We start from the raw sequence: 20168 nt of genomic DNA, 5'->3' as shown, positions 1-20168 counted from the left end.
TCTCAGGAGCCCGCCGACTGACGACGGTCGTCAGGCCCCGAGGATCCGCGGAAGGGGCGCCGCCGTCGAGGCGCGCATCACGAGCACCGGTTCCACCGAGGGGGCCGCATCGGCTCCGTCGAGCAGCAGAGCGAGCGCGCGGCGCCCGGCCTCGGCGAAGTCCTGCCGCACGGTCGTGAGCGGAGGAAGGTAGTGCCGTGCCTCGGGGGTGTCGTCGAAGCCGACCACGCTCAATTCCTCGGGAACCCGGATGCCCGCATCCTGAGCGGCGTGCAGCAGCCCGAGTGCCATCTGGTCGTTGGCGGCGAACACGGCGGTGGCCCCCGCGGCGAACAGCGTGCTCGCGGCGGTGTAGCCGGAGTCGGAGCTCCAGTCGCCCGCGGTGATCTCGACCGGCGACAGCCCGCGCGCGGCGAGCTCGGCCTCGAAGCCGGCGAGGCGCGAGGTGGCGTCGATCCAGTCCGAGGGTCCGGCGAGGTGCCCGATGCGCGTGTGCCCCAGCTCGGCGAGATGCGCGGTGGCCAGGCGCGCCCCGAGGTGCTGGTCGATGGCCACCGCGTCGCCGTCGGTGACCCCGGCCGCACCGGCGTGCTCCAGCGCCTGCAGCGTCACGAACGGAACCCCGAAGGAGTGCGCCGCGAGCGTGGCGAGCACCTGTGGCTGCGGCGCCACGATCACGATGCCCTCCACCGACAGCGCCACGAGATGCTCCACGGCCTCATCGATCGAGGCCTGCTCCACGCCGTCGGCGTTCGCGATGTTCACGCTGTACCCCCGCGCCCGCGCCGCCGCCTCGATGGCCGCCACGCTCGACGCGGGCCCGTACTCGCCGCCAGCCGTCGACAGGATGCCGATGATGCGCGAGCGGCTCGTCACCAGTGCACGGGCGGCCAGGTTGGGCCGGTACTGCAGGGCCTGCATGGCGTCGAGCACCTTCTGCCGGGTCGCCGGGCGGACACTCGGATGGTCGTTCAGCACTCGCGACACCGTCTGGTGCGAGACCCCCGCCGCCTTCGCCACGTCGAACACGCTCGCGGCGCGCGCCTTGCCGGGCTCGGGCATCCGTTCGACCATCACGCTCCGATTATGGCCGCCGCACACGCGAGCGGCCTCCCCGAGCCCAGGTCGGAGGCGCCCCACCGCCGCGCCGAGGGCGCCGGGACCGCCCGGATCGGGCTGCTCGGAGGCACGCACCTCGGCGCCGCCCCCGCAGTCAGAGCGACCGGATGCGCCCCGCCGCCTCCACGAGAACGTCCTCCGACCCGGCGTAGATGCCGTCGCGCCGCGGCCAGTGGCTGATGACGTCGGTGAAGCCGAGGTCGGCGGCGCGCCCGGCCAGGTCTTCGAGGGCGGACGCGCTCTCGAAGGAGAACCGCTGCCCGGAGTCGAGCGAGAGATAGCGGTCGATGGTCGCGGGGTGCCGCCCGGCGGCGACCGCAGCGTCGTCGAGCCGGGACTGCAGGCCGGCCACCGCTCGCCACCAGCTCTCGGCGTCGCTCTCCTCGCCCGCCGTAGTCACCCAGCCTTGGCCCTTCTGTGCCACGAGGGCGAGTCCCTTCGGGCCGTTCGCGGCGATCACGAACGGCATCCGCGGCGACTGGGCCGGCGCGCCCACCATGCGCGCATCCTTGGCCCTGTACCACTCGCCCTCGAAGCCGATGCCTGAGCCTCCGGGTGTCTCGAAGCGCAGCAGCTCGTCGAGCGCCCCCACGAACTCGCTGAACCGCTCGTGCCGCTGCCGCGGCGAGAGCTCCGGCTGCCCCAGCGTGTAGGCGTCGAAGCCGGTGCCCCCGGAGCCGACGCCCAGCAGCATCCGTCCGCCCGAGATCTCGTCGACGGTCGCGAGCTCCTTGGCGAAGGGGACAGGGTGCCGGAAGTTCGGCGACGCCACGAAGGTGCCGAGCCGGATGCGCGAGGTCACGATCGCCGCGGCCGTCAGCGTGGGCACGGTCGCGCCCCACGGCTCGCCGGCGAGCGAGCGCCACGACAGGTGGTCGTAGGTCCACGCGTGGTCGAAGCCGAGTTCCTCGGCGAGCATCCACTTGCGGCGGGCCTCCGGCCAGGGGTCTTGGGGCAGGATGACGACTCCGTAGCGCATGCCGCCAGTCTGCCACCCCCTCCCGCGCGTGCCGAGGAGCAGCGGATGCGCGTCAGGCCCGCCTGGCCTCGGTCTCGTCGAGCGCGAGGTCGTCTTCGAGCTCCTCCTCGCGCTCGGTCGCCGACGCCGGGCCAGGCGACTCCGGCGACTCCAGCGACTCCGGCGAGTCGGGCGACGCCGGGGCGGTCGACTCCGGCGGCGCGGGAGACTCCGCGCCGCGGCCGATTTCCGCGAGCGAGAGCGATCCCGTGAGTGTCTCGGCTCCGGATGCGCCGAACACGAGCCGGGGCCGCAACCGGCCGTGCGCACCCAGCTCGACGCGCATCCCGCGCCAGCGCACGAGGTAGAACACCCCAGCGCCGAACGCCACGAATCCGGCCAGCGCGGCCACCCCCAGGCCCCAGCGCGGCCCGAAGGTGTTCGCGACCGCCCCGAGCAGGGGAGCGCCGATCGGGGTGCCGCCCATGAAGATGGCCATGTAGAGCGCCATCACGCGGCCGCGCATCCGCTGATCGGTGGTGGTCTGCACGGTGCCGTTCGCCGTGGTGATCATCACCTGGCCGGCGAACCCGATGAACACGAGTGCCACCGCGAACAGCGCGAGCGTGGGCGACACCGCGGCCGCGAGTGCGCTCACGCCGAAGCCCGCGCAGGCGAGGAAGATCAGCCGCACCCTCGGCTTGTCCCGGCTCGCCGAGAGCAGGGCGCCCGCCACCGACCCGACCGCCATCACGGAGGTGAGCAGTCCGAAACCGGCCGAGTCGAGCCCGAACACCGAGGTCGACATCGTCGACACGAAGATCTGGTAGTTGAAGCCGAAGGTACCGATGATGAACACGATCACGAAGAGCATCACGAGGTCGGGCCGGCCGCGCACGTACCGGAACCCCGCCAGGAGCTGGCCCTTCGCCCGCGGCGACCGCGCCATCACCACGAGCGCCGACCGCCGGATGAACAGCAGCGACACCACGACCGCCGCGAACGACCCCGCGTTGAGCAGGAACACCCAGCCCGCGCCGATCACGGCCACGAGCAGCCCCGCCACGGCCGGACCGATGGTGCGGGCGGCGTTGAACGAGGCCGAGTTGAGGGCCACGGCGTTCGACACGTTCGCGCCCGACACGAGTTCGGCCACGAAGGTCTGCCGCACCGGCGCGTCGATGGCGGAGGCGATGCCGAGCAGCAGCGCGAAGACGTAGACGATCCAGAGCTGGGCGAGCCCCGAGAGCACGATGACGCCGAGCCCGAGGCCGAGCACGCCCATCGAGATCTGGGTCACGAGCAGGGTGCGGCGCCGGTCGAAGCGATCGGCGATGAGCCCCGACACCGGCACGAGCAGCAGCTGCGGGCCGAGCTGCAGCGCGGTGGTGATGCCGAGCGCCACGGCGTCGTGGTCGCTCAGCTCGGTGAGCACGATCCAGTCCTGAGCCGTGCGCTGCATCCAGGTGCCCACGTTCGAGACCAGGGCGCCGGCGAACCAGATGCGGTAGTTGAGGCTCGAGAGCGAGCGGAACATCGCGCTCACTGGTCGGCCATCCGGCGCAGGATGCCCGCGGCCCCCTCGAGCACGGCGAGCTCGTCGGCATCGAGCGCGGCCAGGCGCTGGTCGAGCCAGGCGTCCCGGCGCCGGCGGGTCTCGAGCACGACGCGGCGGCCGGCATCCGTGAGCTCGACGAGCACGAGCCGGCGGTCGTCCTCGCTCTTCGTGCGCGTGACGTAGCCGGCGGACTCGAGGATGTTCAGGGTGCGGTTCATCGACGGGGGCGTCACGCGCTCGTGGGCGCTCAAGGCGGCCGGCGTGAGGGCGCCGCGCCGCAGCAGCGCGCCGAGCACGCCCGACTGCGCATCGCTCAGCTCGTCGTCGGCCTTCTCCCGCCTCAGGCGCCGGGAGAGGCGGAGAGTGGCCGCGCGCAGTTCAGCGCTGAGGCTGGTTTCGGTTCGCTGATCGGTCACGATAGTTAGCATACGCTCATTAGCTTTGCTAATGAAATGGCGACGTCTCAAAGGCGGCTGCCCCGGGCATCCGCCGCAGCACGCCCGACGCACAGCCCGGTGCGGTTAAACTGGGTGCACGATGGCTACTTTTGGAAACCTCTCGGACAGGCTCGCCGAAACCTTCAAGAACCTCCGCACGAAGGGAAAGCTGAGCCCGGCGGATGTCGACTCGACCGTTCGCGAGATCCGTCGCGCCCTGCTCGACGCCGACGTCGCGCTGGATGTGGTGAAGGACTTCACCGGCAAGGTGCGCGAGCGGGCGCTCGGCGACGAGGTGAACAAGGCGCTCAACCCCGCACAGCAGGTGGTGCAGATCGTCAACGAGGAGCTCGTGCAGATCCTCGGCGGCACCCAGCGCCGGCTCGAGTTCGCGAAGAAGCCGCCGACCGTCATCATGCTCGCCGGCCTCCAGGGAGCCGGTAAGACGACGCTCGCGGGCAAGCTCGCGAAGTGGCTCGCGAAGGACAACCACACCCCGCTGCTCGTGGCGGCCGACCTCCAGCGCCCCAACGCGGTGAACCAGCTGCAGGTCGTGGGCGGCCAGGCCGGCGTCCCGGTCTACGCGCCGGAGCCCGGCAACGGGGTGGGCAACCCCGTCCGCGTGGCGAAGGACAGCATCAAGTACGCCGTCGACAAGCAGTACGACACCGTCATCATCGACACGGCCGGCCGTCTCGGCGTCGACGCCGACATGATGAAGCAGGCCGCCGACATCCGCAAGGCCGTCGACCCCGACGAGGTGCTCTTCGTGATCGACGCGATGATCGGTCAGGATGCCGTGGCCACGGCCCGCGCCTTCCAGGAGGGCGTCGACTTCACCGGTGTCGTGCTCACCAAGCTCGACGGCGACGCCCGCGGTGGTGCGGCGCTCTCGGTGGCCTCGGTCACCGGCCGGCCGATCATCTTCGCCTCGACGGGGGAGACGCTCGACGACTTCGAGCCGTTCTACCCCGACCGCATGGCGTCGCGCATCCTCGACCTCGGTGACATCCTCTCGCTCATCGAGCAGGCCCAGGAGGCCTTCGACGAAGACGAGGCGCGCAAGGTCGCCGAGAAGTTCGCGACCGACAGCTTCACGCTCGACGACTTCCTCAAGCAGATGCAGCAGCTGCGCAACATGGGCTCCATCAAGAAGATGATGGGCATGCTCCCTGGCGCCGGCGGCCTCAAGCAGCAGCTCGACAACTTCGACGAGAAGGAGATCGTGCGCACCGAGGCGATCATCCAGTCGATGACCAAGGCCGAGCGCACCAACCCCAAGCTCCTCAACGGCTCGCGCCGCCTGCGGATCGCCAAGGGTTCCGGAATGACCGTCACCGACGTCAACTCGCTCGTGCAGCGCTTCGAGCAGGCCTCGAAGATGATGAAGACCGTGGCCAAGGGCGGCGTGCCGAACGTGCCCGGCATGGGTCCCATTCCGGGCGCCGGCTTCGGCGGGGGCCGCGGCAAGCCGCAGGCCAAGAAGAAGCAGGGCTCCCGTTCGGGCAACCCGGCCAAGCGCGCGGCCGAGAACGCGGCGCGGGCGAGCGGCGAGAAGCCGGCCGTCACCGCCGGTTCCGGCGGGGGAGCGGGCTTCGGCCTCGGCTCCAAGGCACCGAGCGGGCAGCCGAACCCGAGCCCCGAAGAGCTCGAGGCGTTGCAGCGTTTCCTGCGCTAGAACGGCGCAGCACGTCGAAAAGGCCCGCCCCCGTCCGAGACGGGAGGCGGGCCTTTCCGGTGAGGTCAGCGCATGCGCTCGGCCGATCAGCGCTCGATCTTGTCGAGGTGCAGCATCGCGGCGAGGTTCTTGTCGAGCTCCTCGTCGGTGAAGACTTTCTTCCAGTCCTCCTTGATGATGGCGCCGTGGCCGTAGTCCATCGCGATCAGGCAGGCGTCGCTGAACGGGTTGTCGCCCTTCAGCGTGTTCGCGAGCGCCACCTGGGTGTGCCCGAGCAGGATGGCGCGGGCAGCCGGCTCCGGAACGCCCATGGTGTTCACGGCCTCGTCGAGCGACTCCTTCAGCAGGGCGCCGATCATGCAGGCGATGGTCTCCACGAGGGTGGGCTCGAGCTGCGCGAGCTGCTTGACGGTGGTCCAGTGCACGTCGCCGACGGGGGCGAAGATGGCGCGCACGACCTGCTCGACCTGGGCCTTCTTGGTCTCGTCGTCGCTCTCGATCGCGGCGATCGCATCCTGGAGCGCGGCGATGCCGCCGAAGGTGTCGGCGTACTCTTCGGGCGTGTGACGCTCGACGAACACCGAGGGGTGACAGGGGTGCGTGACGGCTTGGATGACGTCGTCGCGGCGGGTGAGGAGGCCGGCGTAGGCGGCGGCCGGGTCGAGCGTCAGCACGATCGAGCCCGACTTCATCTGCGGCACCACGTCGGCCGACACGGCCTTGAGCGCGAGGTCGGGAACCGCGAGCACCACGACGTCGGCGTCGCGTACGGCGTCGGGCGTCTCGGTGAGGGTGCGGCCGGTGGCGGTCACTCGCTCCTGGCCGGCGGGCGAGTTCTCGCTGTAGTACACGGTGTAGTCGGTCTTGACGAGGTTGTTGGACACGCGCATGCCCATCTTCCCGCCTGCGCCGATGACCGCGATGGTGAGGGTGTCAGTTGACGTCGACATGGTTGCTCCTTAGGTAGTCGAGGTTGTGGGTGTTCCAGTCGTTCTCCAGCCGGATGGTCTCCTCCAGGGAGTCGCCCAGCGGAAGCCAGTGTTCGATCACGAGGTTGATGCCGCGTTCTTCGGGCCGTACGGTCTTCACGAGGTGTTCGAAGTCGAGTAGCCCGGTGCCGAGCGCCGCGCCTTCGAGGGTGAAGCCCACCCAGCCGCCACGACGGGTGAACGCGAAGTCCTTCACGTGCACGTTGGCTGTGTAGGGGGCGCAGCGGTCGATCACGTCGACCGGGTTCTCCAGGGCGGCGACGGTGTTGGCGGGGTCGAGGCAGATGCCGAGCCGCGGATGCGCGAGCTGCTCGACGAGTCCCACCAGCGCCGTCGACGACACCTGCTCGTAGGTCTCGAGGGCGAGTGTGACCCCGGCGTCGTCGAACGCGCCGAGCATCTCGCCGAGCTGCTGCTCGGCCTCGGCGAGGGTGGGCCGGGAGGCGGGGGAGTACAGCATCGAGCGCAGCAGTGGGGCGCCGAGCGCCTCCGCGATGCCGAGGTAACGGCGCAGGTGCTCGGGCGAGACGCCCTTCGTGCCTACTTCGAGCACGATGTCGAGCTCCTCGGCCAGCTCCGCCAGTCGGGCGAGCTCGGCGGCGCTGAACTCCTCGATCGGCGCGTAGTCGCAGATCTGGAACAGCGGCACGCCGAGCTCGTGCGTGCGGCGCAGCATGTCGAAGGCGTCGAGCCGGTGCAGGCCGGGCTGCTCGCCCGCGAGCTCGGAGTGCTGCCAGAAGAAGGCGTAGGTGCTGAGGCCGATCATGCGCGGGCCCCCGCTTCGGCGAGCACACGTTCGAGCGCGGCAGGGTCGTGCGCGAAGCGGCCGAGGAACAGGCCGTCGACCTCGGGGCCGAGCTCGGAGAGGAGGCCGGGGCCGGCGCTGCCGCCGTAGATCACGGCGCTGCCCGGCCGATCGGCCACGGCGGCATGCAGAAGGGCGCACACGGCGGTGACGTAGGCGGGCTCCGCGGGTTCGGCGGCGCCGATCGCCCACACCGGCTCGTAGGCCACGATCACGGGCCCGTCCGCCGCGCCGGCCAGAGCCGATGCGATCTGCCGTCGGCATTCGGCGGCGGCCGCGGCCGGTTCGGTGCGCATCCGCTCGCCCACACAGAGAACGGGAGTCAGCCCGTTACGGAGGGCTGCGGCGGTCTTCAGCGCCACGGTCTCGTCGGTCTCGCCGAACAGTGAGCGGCGCTCGGCATGACCGACCTCGGCCAGGCGCACGCCGATCTCGGCCAGCTCGGGGCCGCCCACTTCGCCGGTGAAGGCGCCCGTGTCGGCGGCTGCGACATCCTGTGCCCCCACGAGCACCCGAGAGCCCTCGAGCGCGCGGACGCTCGAGGCCAGCGAGAGGTAGCCGGGGATGACGAACAGCTGCACCCGGCCCTCGGCCACCGCCGGGGTCGCGTGGGCGATCTCGCCGACCCGCTCGACCCAGGCGGCGGTCTGCGCGTGCCCGAAGTACATCTTCAGGCTCACGCCGACGAGGGTGGGGGAGCTCATCAGCAGGAGCCCGTGGTCTCGTACTCGCTCAGCACGGCGACCTTCTCGGCGCTCGCGCTCTTCTCGTCGAAGCGGTAGCTGAGCCACTCGCGCACGAGGCGGCGGGCGAGCTCGATACCGATCACGCGCTGGCCCATGGTGAGCACCTGCGCGTTGTTGGAGAGGATGAGGCGCTCCACCGAGAAGCTGTCGTGCGCCACTGAGGCGCGGATGCCCGCGACCTTGCCCGCGGCCATCGCCACCCCGATGCCGGTGCCGCAGAACAGCAGCGCGCGGTCGGCGGCACCGGCGGCGATGAGCTCGCCCGCGGTCACTCCGACGCGAGGGTAGGGCGTGTGCCCGTCGGCGTCGACGCCGACGTCGGTGACCGACTCGACGAGGTCGCTGGCGAGGAGGTCCGTCTTCAGGATCTCCTTGTAGTCGTAGCCGGCGTCATCCGATCCGATGACGATGCGGAGCTTGTCCATTCTCTATTCCTCCTCTTCTCCGCCGGTCAGCACCGGCGCGATCGCGTGCGCGATCAGTGCGAACGAGTACGCTCCGGGATCGGGCGTGCCCAGGCTCTTCTCCGCGTGGGGGCGAGCGCGGCCCATCAGCGGCAGCAGTTCGGCGGTGGCCTCCGCGGCGGCGCTCGCGGCGTCCGCGGCGAGCGTCCAGGCTTCGGCGAGCGGATGCCCGGCCGCGACCCCGGCGGCCAGGGTCTCGCCGAAGGGCACGAGGGCGTCGACCATGGTCTTGTCGCCGGGCTGCGCCTTGCCGAAGGCCATGATGGCCTCGACCGCGTCGGTGACGCCGGCGCTCACGGTGGTGCCGGTGGGCGCATCCGTGTCGCCGAGCCGACCGCCGAGAGCGGCGAGAGCAGCGCCCCAGAGCGCGCCCGAGGTACCGCCGGCCTTGTTGGCCCAGGCGTCTCCGGCGAGGCTCAGGGTGGTCTGGATGCCCGCCCCGGCATGCACGGCGGCGCTCGCTGCGGCGGCACCCGCCCGGGCGCCGCGTTGCATGCCGATGCCGTGGTCGCCGTCTCCGGCGATCGCGTCGATGCGGCCGAGCTCCTCGACCTTCTCGTCGACCACGGTCACGATCGCGGCCAGCGCGCGTTCGGCCACCCGTGCGGCGGCCTGCGAGACCTCGCTCGCCTCGGGGATCGGCACCTCGTCGGTGCGCGCGATCTCCGCCGCGTCGAGCTGCTCGGTGGGGGCGACGGAGCCCTTGCGGTAGGCGGGGGTGTCGGCCGGTGCGCGCCAGAAGCCCTCGAGCTCCTCGTCGAGCCAGAACAGCGTGAGCGAGAGTCCCGCCATGTCGAAGCTCGTCACGAGCTCGCCCACCTCGGGGTCGACCACCTCGAGGCCGGCGGCCTCCAGCAGGCGGGCGACGCTGCGGTAGACCACGAAGAGTTCCTCGTACTTCACTGAGCCGAGGCCGTTCAGGATGACGCCCACCCGGTGGCCGGCAGCCTCCTCGACGCCCTCCGGTAGTTCGGCGAGCAGGGCGCTGACGAGCTGGGTGGCCAGCTCGTCGGCGGTCGGAACGCCGGTCTCGTCGATGCCGGGCTCGCCGTGGATACCCATGCCCACCGCCATCCGCCCCTCGGGCACGGAGAACAGCGGATGCTCGGCGCCGGGCAGCGTGCAGCCGCTGAACGCCACGCCGAAGGAGCGGGTGCGCTCGTTCGCGAGGGTCGCCACGCGCACCACCTCGTCGAGCGGGTAGCCCGCCTCGGCGGCCCCGGCGGCGGCCTTGAACACCGTGAAGTCGCCCGCGATGCCGCGGCGCTTGTGCTTCTCGGCCACCGGGGCGCTCGAGATGTCGTCGGTCACCACCACCGTGCGGGTGGGGATGCCGGCGGCGTTCAGCTTCTCCTCGGCGCGGCTGAAGTGCAGCACGTCGCCGGCGTAGTTGCCGTAGCTCAGCAGCACGCCGGCGCCGCGCTCGGCCGCAGTGACCACCGACTCGACCTGCTGCGCCGAGGGCGAGGCGAAGAGGTTGCCCATGGCCGCGCCGTGAGCGAGGCCCGCACCGACGATGCCGCCGAAAGCCGGGTAGTGGCCCGAGCCGCCGCCGATCACCAGGGCGACCTGACCGTCGGGGGTGCGGGTGCTCCGCACCACGCCGCCGGCGACCCGGCGCACATGGTTGCGGTTGGCGGCCACGAAGCCGTCGATCATCTCGTCGGCGAAGTCGGCCGGGTCGTTGTACAAGCGCGTCATGATGGAACTCCTTGGGTCAGTGCAGGACGACGGTGTCCGGGGCGTCGAGGCCGGAGACCCGGCCGCGGCGGGCGAGCAGCACCATGAGCACGGCCGAGAGCAGCATGAAGAAGCCCACGATCGCCATCGGCACGATGTACTGCGGGGTGCCGTCGGCGTTCTTGGTCCAGTCGGCGACGGCGCCCGTGATGTAGGGCGCGCCGAAGCCGGCGATGTTGCCCACGGTGTTGATGAGCGCTACACCGGCCGCTGCGGCGACTCCGGTGAGGAACTGGGTGGGCAGCGTCCAGAAGTTCGGCAGCACCGCGAAGATGGCCATCGCCGTGATCGCGATGATGGCGATCGTCGCGACCGGCGACCCGGCGAGCAGCGCGAACGGGATGGTCAGCGCGGCGACGACCGCGGGGCCCGCGATGTGCCAGGTCTTGAGTCCTCGGCGGCTGACATCCTTCGTCCAGAACCACAGCGCGATGGCCGCGGGGATGTAGGGGATGGCCGTGATGAGGCCCTTCTGGAACACGTCGTACTTCACGCCGTAGAGCTCCTGGAAGCCCGAGATGATGGTGGGAAGGAAGAAGGCGAGCGTGTAGAGGCCGTAGATGAAGCCGAAGTAGATGAACGCGAGCGTCCAGACCCGGCCGCTCGAGAAGGCCTGCTTGAACCCGCCGCGCTTCTTGCCGCCGGAGCTCGTGAGGTTGAGCGACTCGGTCTTCACCTTCTCGTTCTCGAGTTCGGTGGTGAGCCACTGCTGCTCCTCCGGGGTGAGCCACTTCGCGTCGGTGGGCTTGTCCTTGAGGTAGAACCAGGCGACCACGCCGATGACGATCGCGGGGATGCCCACGCCGAGGAACATGACGCGCCAGCCCTCGAGGCCGAACAGGCCGTGTGCCCCGATGAGGAGTCCGGCGAGCGGGGCGCCGACCACGGTGGTGAGGGGCTGCGCCAAGTAGAAGAGGGCGAGGATCTTGCCGCGGTGGCGGGCGGGCACCCAGAGGCTGAGGAAGAGGATGGCGCCGGGGAAGAACCCGGCCTCGGCCACGCCGAGCAGGAAGCGGAGCACTGCCAGCTGCTCGAAGTTGCCCACCCAGGTGAACAGAACCGCGACGATGCCCCAGCTCACCATGATGCGAGCGAGCCAGCGGCGGGCGCCGAAGCGGGCCAGCGCCAGGTTCGAGGGCACCTCGAGCAGGATGTAGCCGATGAAGAACACGCCCGAGGCGAAGCCGACCTGCGTGACGCTGAGCGCCAGATCGTCGTTCATGCCGTTCGGCGCGGCGAAGCCGATGGCCGAACGGTCGAGGTAGTTGATGAAGAACATGAGAGCGACGAACGGCACGAGTCGCCAGGCGACTTTGCGGATCGTCGACTTCTCGACGGCGGAAACGGTGGTTTCCGCGCTGGTGGTGACAGACACGAGAACTCCTTTGTCAGTGTTGGCGGGCGACGCTGATCGACGATCATGACGAGGCGATGACGAGAACCTATCAACCGGTTGACCAATTTACAAGCGGCGCCGGGACATCGCCGAAGTTGATAGCGTGATCGCGTGCCCGCCTATCCCGGATCCGCGTCGCAAGACATGAGCGCCGCCATCGGCAGCGTGCCGATCGGCACGGCCGTGAGCGCCGTCGCGAAGCGGCTGCTCGACTACTTCACGAGCGGCGAGATCGAGCCGGGCACGCGGCTGCCGCCCGAGCGGCAGCTGGCGGCCTCGCTCGGCATCGGCCGCTCGGCGGTGCGCGAGGCGCTCGCCGCCCTCGAGATCCTCGGCATCGTCGACGTGCGACCCGGGTCAGGAACCTACCTGCGCAGCACCGCCTCCGAGCTGCTGCCCGAGACTCTCAACTGGGGACTCATGCTCGCTGCTCCCCGCACCGAGGAGCTCATCGCCGTGCGCGGCGAGCTCGAGGTGTTCGCGGCGCGCACCGCCGCCGTGACCATCACGGAGGAGCAGCTGCGCAAGTTGCACGAGCACCTCGTGGCCATGCGGGAGAACCTCTCCGTGCGCACGCGCTTCATCGAGGCCGACCTCAAGTTCCACCTGCAGATCGCCCAGGCGGCGGGCAACCACGTGCTCGCCGACCTGCTGCAGAGCATCCGCTCACTGTTGCGCATCTGGGTGGAGCGCGGGCTCGAGGCCGACGAGGATGCGCGGCGCGCGTTCGAAGAGCACGAACGCGTCTACGAGGCCTTGCGCACGCGGGATCCGGCGGTGGTCGAGCAGGCGATGCGCCAGCACATGGACACGGCTGGTGAGCGCTTGCGCCGCACGGTCGGAGAGGGCCGCCCCGCGGTCGGCGAGGCCGCCGCAGAAGCTTAGGCTTGGCGTATGACCTTCTCCTCTGCTTCGCGCCCCGTGCGCGTGGGCGTGCAGATCGCGCCCCAGCACTCGTCTTACGGCACCATCCGCGACACCCTCGCCGAGCTCGAAGACCTCGGCGTCGACATCGCCTTCAACTGGGACCACTTCTACCCGCTCTCCGGGGAGCCCGACGGCCTGCACTTCGAGGGCTGGACGATGCTCGCCGCCTGGGCGGAGCAGACCTCCCGCATCCAGTTCGGCCCGCTCGTGACCTGCAACAGCTACCGCAACCCCGACCTGCTCGCCGACATGGCCCGCACCGTCGACCACATCTCCGCCAAGGACGGCGCCGAGGGCCGCCTGGTGTTCGGTATCGGCTCGGGCTGGTTCGAGCGCGACTACGACGAGTACGGCTACGAGTTCGGCACGGCCGGGCAGCGGCTGGATGCGCTCTCCGAGGCCCTGCCCCGCATCGAGGCCCGCTGGGCGAAACTGAACCCGACGCCCACGCGCGACATCCCGGTGCTCATCGGTGGCGGCGGCGAGAAGAAGACGCTGCGCATCGTCGCCGAGCACGCCGACATCTGGCACTCGTTCAGCGACGTCGAGACGCTCACCCGCAAGCTCGCCGTGCTCCGGGAGTGGACCGACAAGGTCGGCCGCGACTTCTCCGAGATCGAGATCTCGACGGGCGTCGCCGGCGCCGACGGCACGCGCCAGCCGGCGCTCGAGCAGCAGCTCGAACTCGGCGTCACCCTCTTCACCCTCGGCGTCACCGGCCCCGACATCGACATGCAGGCCGTCCGCGACCTCGTCAAGTGGCGCGACAGTATCTAGCTGCCTCCGGGGCCGTGCTTCGCGCGGCCCCTCCGGGTCGCGCCGGTCCCTGCCCGGCGCGACGCGACATGTGACGGTTCGGTCGCTGGCGCGGCCGAGCCGTCACCTTGGGTCGGCGAGTACGGCCCGCGGCATGCAATTTCGTGCCGTGCGATGGGGCAGGCGCATGCCTGATCCTTCGCGCCCGGCTAATTGAGCCCGTGCCTCAGCTCCCGGGCCAGCGATGCCACCACCGCCCGCAGGCTCCCGCCGTTGGCCTCGGCCACGCGGAGCTGGCGCTGGTAGCTTGCCCCGTGCTCGAGGATCAGGTTCACCTGGTCGAGTTCGGCCGCGCAGCCCAGCCGCTCGGCGACCGGGGCGAGGCGTTCGAGCTCGCCGGCCACGGCATCCGTCACCAGCTGTTCGTCGCCCGCGGAGTTCAGGATGATCTCGGCGTCCATGCCGTAGCGGGCCGCGCGCCACTTGTTCTCGCGCACGAACCACGGCTGCATCGTGGGCAGCTCCTCGCCGTCGTCGAGGCGCTGCGACATGTCGTCCACCAGGCACTGGATGAGTGCGGCGACCGCCCCGATCTCCTCCGGACTCGAGAGCCCGTCGCACGCCCGCATCTCCACGGTGCCCCACTGCGGGCTCGGCCGGATGTCCCAGCGCACCTCGGTGTGGTCGCTGATGACGCCGGTCTTGAGGAGGTCGTCGACGTACTCCTCGTAGTTCGCCCAGCTGCCGAACTGGTAGGGCAGCCCGGCGGTCGGGAGCTGCTGGAACATCAGCGCCCGGTTGCTCGCATAGCCGGTGTTGACACCGCCCCAGAACGGGCTCGAAGCGCTCAGGGCCTGCAGATGCGGGTAGTAGTTGAGCAGCGAGTTGACGATCGGCAGCGCCTTCTCGCGGTCGTCGATGCCGACGTGCACGTGGATGCCCCAGATCATCATGTTGCGACCCCACCACTGGGTGCGGTCGATGAGCTTGTGGTAGCGCTCCTTGTCGGTCACCTGCTGGTCGAACCATTGCCCGAAGGGGTGCGATCCGGCGCAGATCAGCTCCACGTCGAGCGGGTCGGTGACCGCGCGCACCTCGGCGAGCTGCGCCTGCAGATCGGCGACGGCGTCACCCACGCGATGATGCACGCGTGTGACGAGCTCGACGGTGTTGAGCAGCAGCTCACCGGTGATCTGCGGATGCTCGGAGCCGTCATCCTGCCGCAGAGCGTTCATGACGTCGTCGGCCACCGACACCAGATCACCCGAGCTCTGCTCCACCAGCGCGACCTCCCACTCGATGCCGAGGGTCGAGCGTTCGGAGGGGGCGAAGGAGATCTCCATCGAGTGCCTTTCGGGAAATTACCGCTTTGCCAGCAATATCTGTCAGAATAGCCAGTCGAGTCCTGCCCCGCCCGACCCTCTAATCAGGCGGGCAGATTCCCTTAGAGCTTTTGCCGAGTGTGCCCCCACGCTCACGGCTGTCAGTTCGCCCACCTTTACATCACACAGGAGAATTGTGGCTGTCAAAATCCGTCTGAAGCGTCTCGGCAAGATCCGTGCGCCCTACTACCGCATCGTCGTCGCCGACTCGCGCACCAAGCGCGACGGTCGAGTGATCGAGGAGATCGGTCTCTACCACCCCACCGAGGAGCCCTCGGTCATCAAGGTCGACTCCGAGCGTGCGCAGTACTGGCTCGGCGTCGGCGCGCAACCGACCGAGCAGGTCACCGCGCTCCTGAAGCTCACGGGCGACTGGGGCAAGTTCAAGGGTGACAAGGACGCGGTCTCCACCGTTCGCGTCAAGGGCGAGAAGGAAGCCTTCGTCGCCGACGAGAAGAAGAAGCCGGTGCTCAAGCCCAAGGCCGAGCCGAAGGCCGCTCCGGTCGAGGTCGAAGCTGAAGCCGCTGCCGACGCCGAGGCTGCTGCCGCGACCGACACCGAGGCGAACGAGGCGGCCGTCGAGGCTGCCGAAGACGCCGCCGACAAGGCCTGACGTTGCTCGCTCCTGCTCTTGAACACCTCGTCAAGGGGATTGTCGACAATCCCACCGAGGTTCGTGTCGTCACGAAGAGCTCGCCGCGCGGCGAGGTCCTCGAGGTGCGTGTGCACCCCGATGACCTCGGCCGCGTGATCGGCCGTTCCGGTCGCACCGCCAAGGCGTTGCGCACCCTCGTCTCCGCGCTGGCCGATGGCAAGCGCGTTCGTGTAGACGTGGTGGACACCGATTTCTGAGAACAACAAGACCCAGCTCCGGGTCGGGCGGCTCACGAAGGCCCACGGCCTGAAGGGTGCAATCAAGCTGGAGCTGTTCACCGACGACCCGGAACGACGCTTCGTTCCGGGCGCGGTGTTCACCCTCCAGGTCCCGACCTCCTCGCCGTGGCACGGCAAGTCGCTCGAGCTCTCCGAACTCCGGTGGTACAACGGGCACCCGGTCGGCTTCTTCAAAGACGTCGCCGACCGCTCGGCGGCCGAGACCCTCATCAAGGCGATCCTCTGGATCGACCTCGACGACGAGGCGTCCGACGAAGAAGACGCCTGGTACGACCACCAGCTGGTCGGCATGAAGGTCGTGCGCGACGGCGAGACGGTCGGCACGGTCAAGCTCGTCGAGCACATGCCCGCTCAAGACCTGCTGATCGTCAAGACCGCCGCCGGCGAGGTGATGGTGCCCTTCGTGAAGGAGATCGTCCCCTCGGTCGACATCGCAGCGGGCGTGGTGACAGTGACACCGCCCGCCGGGCTCTTCGAGGAACTCCCCGACGACCCCGACGACGAGCAGCCGCCCATCGCCTCAGAGGCGGCCCCGCCCGCCTCTGCCGCTCCTCCCGCCGAATAACTACGTAAATCAAGAGGACCGACCCCGTATACGGGTCGGTCCTCTTCGTTTCAGTAGTAACTCATCACTTGACTGGTGAGCATGACTCACCTGAACGAGATTCTCGCCTCCCTCGGAGGCATCGCATCGAACGACCAGCTCGCAAGCCGTGGAGTTCCTGCGACTGTGCTGAACAGCGCGGTGGCACGCGGTTCCCTCATCCGCCTCCGACGGGGCTGGGTCGCTCTTCCGGAGGCGCCGGCCGATCTGGTGCGCGCGGTGCGTGTGGGCGGCCGCATCTCTTGCCTGTCCGTGCTGAAGCGCGAGGGTCTCTGGTGCGCGACCGATCGGCGCCTCCACATCCGCGTCCCCGCGAATGCCCAGAACCTCGCCTCGCCGTTCGACCGGTCGGTCCCACTGGGACGCCCCGAGCGCTTCGGCCTCGTCGCTCACCGCTCCCACCGGGCCTTCGATCTGCCCGAGCCCGAGGGCCCCGTCGACTCTTTCGAGTGGGCGCTCCTTCACTCCGTCACCTGCCAGAGCAGGATGGATGCCATCGCCACCCTCGACTCCGCGCTCAAGAAGAATCGGATCACCCCGAGCGGCCTCGAATTCCTCTGCGCCGGTCTTCCCGCGAAATACCGCGCCTACCTCGCTCTCACCGTTCCGAACTCCGCCTCCGGGCTCGAGACGAAGGCGCGCCTGGGGCTCCGCCGCTACGGCATTCCGGTGCAGCCGCAGGTGAAGATCCGCGGTGTCGGCGATGTCGACCTGCTCGTGGGGGAGCGTCTCGTCGTCGAGACCGACGGTCGCGAATGGCACACCAAGCCGGAGGCCTACGCCGAAGACCGCCGCCGCGACCTCGCCCTGGCCGAGCTGGGCTACCTCGTCCTGCGCCTCAGCTACGAGCAGGTGATGAACGAGTGGCCGCGCATCATCGCGGTCATCCGTGCCCTCGTCGCGCGCGAGGAGCACCGGTGGGCGGCGCGCCATCGCCGCGCAGGTCTCGGCACGGGCGCCGAGCTCGGAGATGACCGCGGTTAGGCTGGGGGGATGCGCATCGACGTCGTGACGATCTTTCCCGAGTTCTTCGACGTGCTCGACATCTCGCTGCTCGGCAAGGCCCGGCAGACCGGCATCCTCGACGTCACCGCGCACAACCTCCGGGAGTTCACGCACGACCGGCACCGCACCGTCGACGACACGCCCTACGGCGGCGGCGCCGGCATGGTCATGAAGCCCGAGCCGTGGGGAGAGGCGCTCGATGCCATCCTCGGTGGCGGGCCCGAGGCATCCGGAACCGGCCCCGGGGCCGACGTCCCCGAATCCGCGGCCGGGCCCGTCGTGATCTTCCCCTCGCCCGCCGGCACCGTGTTCACGCAGAAGATGGCGCGCGAACTCTCCCGGCGTGAGCACCTGGTCTTCGGATGCGGTCGTTACGAGGGCATCGACCAGCGCGTCTTCGACCACGCCGCGACCCGCGCCGAGGTGCGCCTCGTGAGCATCGGCGACTACGTGCTGAACGGCGGCGAGGTCGCCGTGATGGCCATGATCGAGGCGATCGGGCGGCTGATCCCGGGCGTCGTCGGCAACCCCGAGAGCCTCGTCGAGGAGTCGCACGAGGACGGCCTGCTCGAGTACCCGAGCTATACCAAGCCCGCCGAATGGCGTGGGCTCGAGGTGCCGCCGATCCTGCTCAGCGGCAACCACAAGGCCATCGACACCTGGCGCCACGAGCAGCAGCTCGCGCGCACCCGCCGCGTGCGACCCGACCTGCTGCCGCCCGAGAGCGACTAACTCCCGGATGCGCGGGGCAGGTCCCCGGCTCAGCTGCGGGCGGTGAGAACCAGCGGCCCGTCTTCGGTGATGGCCACCGTGTGCTCCATGTGGGCGCCCACCGAGCCGTCGGCGGAGCGGAGCGTCCAGCCGTCCTTGTCGGTGTAGATCTTGTCGGTGGTCTCGAGGAACCACGGCTCGATCGCGATCACGAGGCCGGCGCGCAGGGGAAGTCCGCGCCCGGCACGGCCCTGGTTCGGCACGTGCGGGTCGCCGTGCATCGTGCGGCCCACGCCGTGCCCGCCGAAGTCGGTGTTCACGCCGTAGCCGGCCGCGGTCGCGACGGCGCCGATCGCGGCCGAGATGTCGCCCAGCCGCCCGCCCGGCTGCGCGGCCGCGATGCCGGCGGCCAGAGCATCCGTCGTCACCTGGATGAGCCGGGTGTCTTCGTCGGAGCGAGGCGTGCCCACCACCACGGTGAGCGCCGAGTCGGCCACCCATCCGTTGACCGAGGCGGCGAAGTCGAGGCTCAGCACGTCGCCGTCGCGCAGGGCGTAGTCGTGGGGGAGGCCGTGCAGCACGGCGTCGTTGACGCTCGTGCAGAGCACCTTGCCGAAGGGGGAGGCGCCGAACGAGGGGTGGTAGTCGATGTAGCACGACTCGGCGCCGCGGGCCGTGATCATGTCGTGCGCGATCTTGTCGAGTTTCAGCAGGTTGACGCCGACGGCGGTGCGCTTGGCGAGTTCGGTGAGCACCTCGGCCACGAATCGGCCGGCGGGGCGCATCTGCTCGATCTCGGCGGGGGTCTTGAGCTCGATCACGTGATTCCTTCCCTCGAGCGCTTCAGGGCGCTCATGAAGACCCTACCGACCCGGGTCACAGCGAACATCCGGAGTCGCTGCATACTCTGGAGGGGTGTTGATCCGTCGGGCCTTCTTCTACTGGCAGTTCCCTGCCGCAGTGATCCTGCCCGCGTGGATCCTGGTGGGCTGGGGGGTCTTCGCCGCCACCGGCTGGCAGATCATCGGGCTCATCGTGGGCGTGATGATGCTCACGGTCGCGATGCTCGCGACGGCCGGTCTCATCTTCGCCCGCAAAGACGTGCGGGCCGAACGCGCCGTCTCGTGGCTGGATGTCGGTCTCCTCACCGTGCTGCACGCGCTCATCATCGCCGTCGGCTTCTTCACCTCGGCCACCGCACTGCTCGGCACGCTGTCGGTCGTGGCCGTGATCGCGCTGTTCTGGTCGGGCATCATCCAGCTCGTGATGGAGACGCGCCGACGGGTGCGCGCGGCGATGGCGGGCTTCGAGGCCCAGGCGCAGGCCACGCGCATCAACACCGCTCCGCGGAGCCCGCGCATCGACGGCGAGTACATCGTCATCGAGACGAGCGACCGGCAGTCGCCGCCCCGCGTCTGAGGGCTCTCGTGTGCGCTTTGCGCGCATCCGTCGATCTGTGGCACAATTGACCCTTGTGCCACAGCCAGGTTCTGCCACAGGGGAACCAGCAACTCGCGGGCACTCCCTTTCTTGACAACGAAGCCGTGCTCGACCTGTGGCGGGTGCAGATTGCGAACTACACATGCACATCCTCGACAACGTCGATGCAGCGTCGCTCAAGAGCGACATCCCCGACTTCCGCGCCGGTGACACCGTCAAGGTGCACGTGAACATCATCGAGGGTACGCGCTCGCGTATCCAGGTGTTCCAGGGCGTCGTCATCGCCCGCAAGAACGAGGGCGTCCGCGAGACCTTCACGGTCCGCAAGGTCAGCTTCCAGGTCGGCGTCGAGCGTACCTTCCCGGTGCACTCGCCGGTCATCGACCACATCGAGATCGTGACCCGCGGTGACGTCCGCCGCGCGAAGCTGTACTACCTCCGCAACCTGCGCGGCAAGAAGGCGAAGATCAAAGAGAAGCGCGACGCGTAAGTCTCCGCACCTTCGAATTCTCTGCGTGCCGAGCACGCCCCGAGAGTCATCCTGAGCTCCCGACCACTA

At 69.7% G+C, this 20168-nt stretch carries 22 protein-coding genes; 10 read left to right on the top strand and 12 right to left on the bottom strand.

The window, feature by feature from the left end; translation table 11 throughout:
* Window positions 1-30: 30 nt before the first annotated feature.
* The 4 genes from VD659_RS16410 to VD659_RS16395 all read right to left on the bottom strand — a co-directional run bounded on the left by VD659_RS16410 (window position 31) and on the right by VD659_RS16395 (window position 4051).
* Window positions 31-1074, bottom strand: a complete 1044-nt coding sequence (locus VD659_RS16410) for a LacI family DNA-binding transcriptional regulator (protein ID WP_423262140.1) — start codon at window positions 1072-1074, stop codon at window positions 31-33.
* 139 nt (window positions 1075-1213) lie between these two features.
* Window positions 1214-2098, bottom strand: coding sequence for an LLM class flavin-dependent oxidoreductase (locus VD659_RS16405; RefSeq protein ID WP_423262108.1), 885 nt, complete (start codon window positions 2096-2098; stop codon window positions 1214-1216).
* Between the two features lie 52 nt (window positions 2099-2150).
* A complete protein-coding gene (locus VD659_RS16400; RefSeq protein ID WP_423262107.1) occupies window positions 2151-3623 on the bottom strand; it encodes an MFS transporter in 1473 nt (490 codons plus the stop codon).
* On the bottom strand, window positions 3620-4051 hold the full coding sequence (locus VD659_RS16395) for a MarR family winged helix-turn-helix transcriptional regulator (protein WP_423262106.1): 432 nt from the start codon (window positions 4049-4051) through the stop codon (window positions 3620-3622). Before VD659_RS16395 ends, VD659_RS16400 begins: the two co-directional genes overlap by 4 nt.
* Window positions 4052-4172: 121 nt before the next feature.
* On the opposite strand from VD659_RS16395, the gene ffh reads away from it, so the two are divergent.
* Window positions 4173-5750, top strand: coding sequence for a signal recognition particle protein (gene ffh, locus VD659_RS16390; protein WP_423262105.1), 1578 nt, complete (start codon window positions 4173-4175; stop codon window positions 5748-5750).
* Window positions 5751-5836: 86 nt separating this feature from the next.
* Here ffh and VD659_RS16385 read toward each other — a convergent pair whose 3' ends face one another.
* The 6 genes from VD659_RS16385 to VD659_RS16360 are packed head-to-tail and all read right to left on the bottom strand — an operon-like array spanning window position 5837 to window position 11869.
* On the bottom strand, window positions 5837-6700 hold the full coding sequence (locus VD659_RS16385) for a phosphogluconate dehydrogenase C-terminal domain-containing protein (RefSeq protein WP_137837557.1): 864 nt from the start codon (window positions 6698-6700) through the stop codon (window positions 5837-5839).
* Complete coding sequence (locus tag VD659_RS16380) at window positions 6684-7505, bottom strand: sugar phosphate isomerase/epimerase family protein (protein ID WP_423262104.1); 822 nt, start codon at window positions 7503-7505, stop codon at window positions 6684-6686. Before VD659_RS16380 ends, VD659_RS16385 begins: the two co-directional genes overlap by 17 nt.
* The gene (locus VD659_RS16375) at window positions 7502-8248 is read right to left on the bottom strand and encodes a triose-phosphate isomerase family protein (RefSeq protein ID WP_423262103.1); all 747 of its coding nucleotides are present in this window, start codon (window positions 8246-8248) and stop codon (window positions 7502-7504) included. Before VD659_RS16375 ends, VD659_RS16380 begins: the two co-directional genes overlap by 4 nt.
* Entirely contained in the window at window positions 8248-8715 is a 468-nt protein-coding gene (locus VD659_RS16370; protein ID WP_423262102.1) for a ribose-5-phosphate isomerase, read from the bottom strand. Before VD659_RS16370 ends, VD659_RS16375 begins: the two co-directional genes overlap by 1 nt.
* Before the next feature lie 3 nt (window positions 8716-8718).
* Window positions 8719-10455, bottom strand: a complete 1737-nt coding sequence (locus VD659_RS16365) for a dihydroxyacetone kinase family protein (protein WP_423262101.1) — start codon at window positions 10453-10455, stop codon at window positions 8719-8721.
* Between the two features lie 16 nt (window positions 10456-10471).
* Entirely contained in the window at window positions 10472-11869 is a 1398-nt protein-coding gene (locus VD659_RS16360) for an MFS transporter (RefSeq protein WP_423262100.1), read from the bottom strand.
* Window positions 11870-12001: 132 nt separating this feature from the next.
* Here VD659_RS16360 and VD659_RS16355 point away from each other — a divergent pair, with 132 nt between their 5' ends.
* Window positions 12002-12775 carry a FadR/GntR family transcriptional regulator gene (locus tag VD659_RS16355; protein WP_423262099.1) on the top strand — a complete coding sequence of 258 codons (774 nt, stop codon included), beginning with the start codon at window positions 12002-12004 and terminating at the stop codon, window positions 12773-12775.
* Window positions 12776-12784: 9 nt separating this feature from the next.
* Complete coding sequence (locus VD659_RS16350) at window positions 12785-13594, top strand: LLM class F420-dependent oxidoreductase (RefSeq protein WP_423262098.1); 810 nt, start codon at window positions 12785-12787, stop codon at window positions 13592-13594.
* A 188-nt stretch (window positions 13595-13782) separates the two neighbouring features.
* On the opposite strand, the gene VD659_RS16345 is transcribed toward VD659_RS16350, so the two are convergent.
* On the bottom strand, window positions 13783-14916 hold the full coding sequence (locus VD659_RS16345) for a glutamate--cysteine ligase (RefSeq protein ID WP_423262097.1): 1134 nt from the start codon (window positions 14914-14916) through the stop codon (window positions 13783-13785).
* 175 nt (window positions 14917-15091) lie between these two features.
* On the opposite strand from VD659_RS16345, the gene rpsP reads away from it, so the two are divergent.
* The 5 genes from rpsP to trmD all read left to right on the top strand — a co-directional run bounded on the left by rpsP (window position 15092) and on the right by trmD (window position 18190).
* Window positions 15092-15568 carry a 30S ribosomal protein S16 gene (gene rpsP, locus VD659_RS16340; RefSeq protein ID WP_423262096.1) on the top strand — a complete coding sequence of 159 codons (477 nt, stop codon included), beginning with the start codon at window positions 15092-15094 and terminating at the stop codon, window positions 15566-15568.
* A 2-nt stretch (window positions 15569-15570) separates the two neighbouring features.
* Entirely contained in the window at window positions 15571-15807 is a 237-nt protein-coding gene (locus VD659_RS16335; protein WP_137837565.1) for an RNA-binding protein, read from the top strand.
* Window positions 15800-16414 carry a ribosome maturation factor RimM gene (gene rimM / locus VD659_RS16330; RefSeq protein ID WP_423262139.1) on the top strand — a complete coding sequence of 205 codons (615 nt, stop codon included), beginning with the start codon at window positions 15800-15802 and terminating at the stop codon, window positions 16412-16414. Before VD659_RS16335 ends, rimM begins: the two co-directional genes overlap by 8 nt.
* Window positions 16415-16495: 81 nt before the next feature.
* Window positions 16496-17437, top strand: coding sequence for a DUF559 domain-containing protein (locus VD659_RS16325; RefSeq protein ID WP_423262095.1), 942 nt, complete (start codon window positions 16496-16498; stop codon window positions 17435-17437).
* A 9-nt stretch (window positions 17438-17446) separates the two neighbouring features.
* The gene (gene trmD / locus VD659_RS16320; RefSeq protein WP_423262094.1) at window positions 17447-18190 is read left to right on the top strand and encodes a tRNA (guanosine(37)-N1)-methyltransferase TrmD; all 744 of its coding nucleotides are present in this window, start codon (window positions 17447-17449) and stop codon (window positions 18188-18190) included.
* Between the two features lie 29 nt (window positions 18191-18219).
* On the opposite strand, the gene map is transcribed toward trmD, so the two are convergent.
* A complete protein-coding gene (gene map, locus VD659_RS16315) occupies window positions 18220-18990 on the bottom strand; it encodes a type I methionyl aminopeptidase (RefSeq protein ID WP_423262093.1) in 771 nt (256 codons plus the stop codon).
* Between the two features lie 94 nt (window positions 18991-19084).
* On the opposite strand from map, the gene VD659_RS16310 reads away from it, so the two are divergent.
* Both VD659_RS16310 and rplS read left to right on the top strand, forming a co-directional pair.
* Window positions 19085-19588: a hypothetical protein gene (locus VD659_RS16310; RefSeq protein ID WP_137837570.1), complete on the top strand. Its 504-nt coding sequence runs from the start codon at window positions 19085-19087 to the stop codon at window positions 19586-19588.
* Between the two features lie 163 nt (window positions 19589-19751).
* Complete coding sequence (gene rplS, locus VD659_RS16305; protein WP_137837571.1) at window positions 19752-20099, top strand: 50S ribosomal protein L19; 348 nt, start codon at window positions 19752-19754, stop codon at window positions 20097-20099.
* The last annotated feature ends 69 nt before the right edge of the window (window positions 20100-20168 follow it).

The organism is Herbiconiux sp. 11R-BC, from assembly GCF_049472555.1.
Classification (GTDB): Bacteria; Actinomycetota; Actinomycetes; order Actinomycetales; family Microbacteriaceae; genus Herbiconiux.
Note: the sequence above shows the minus strand (reverse complement) of the source record. Positions and strands in the feature narration are given on the sequence as shown.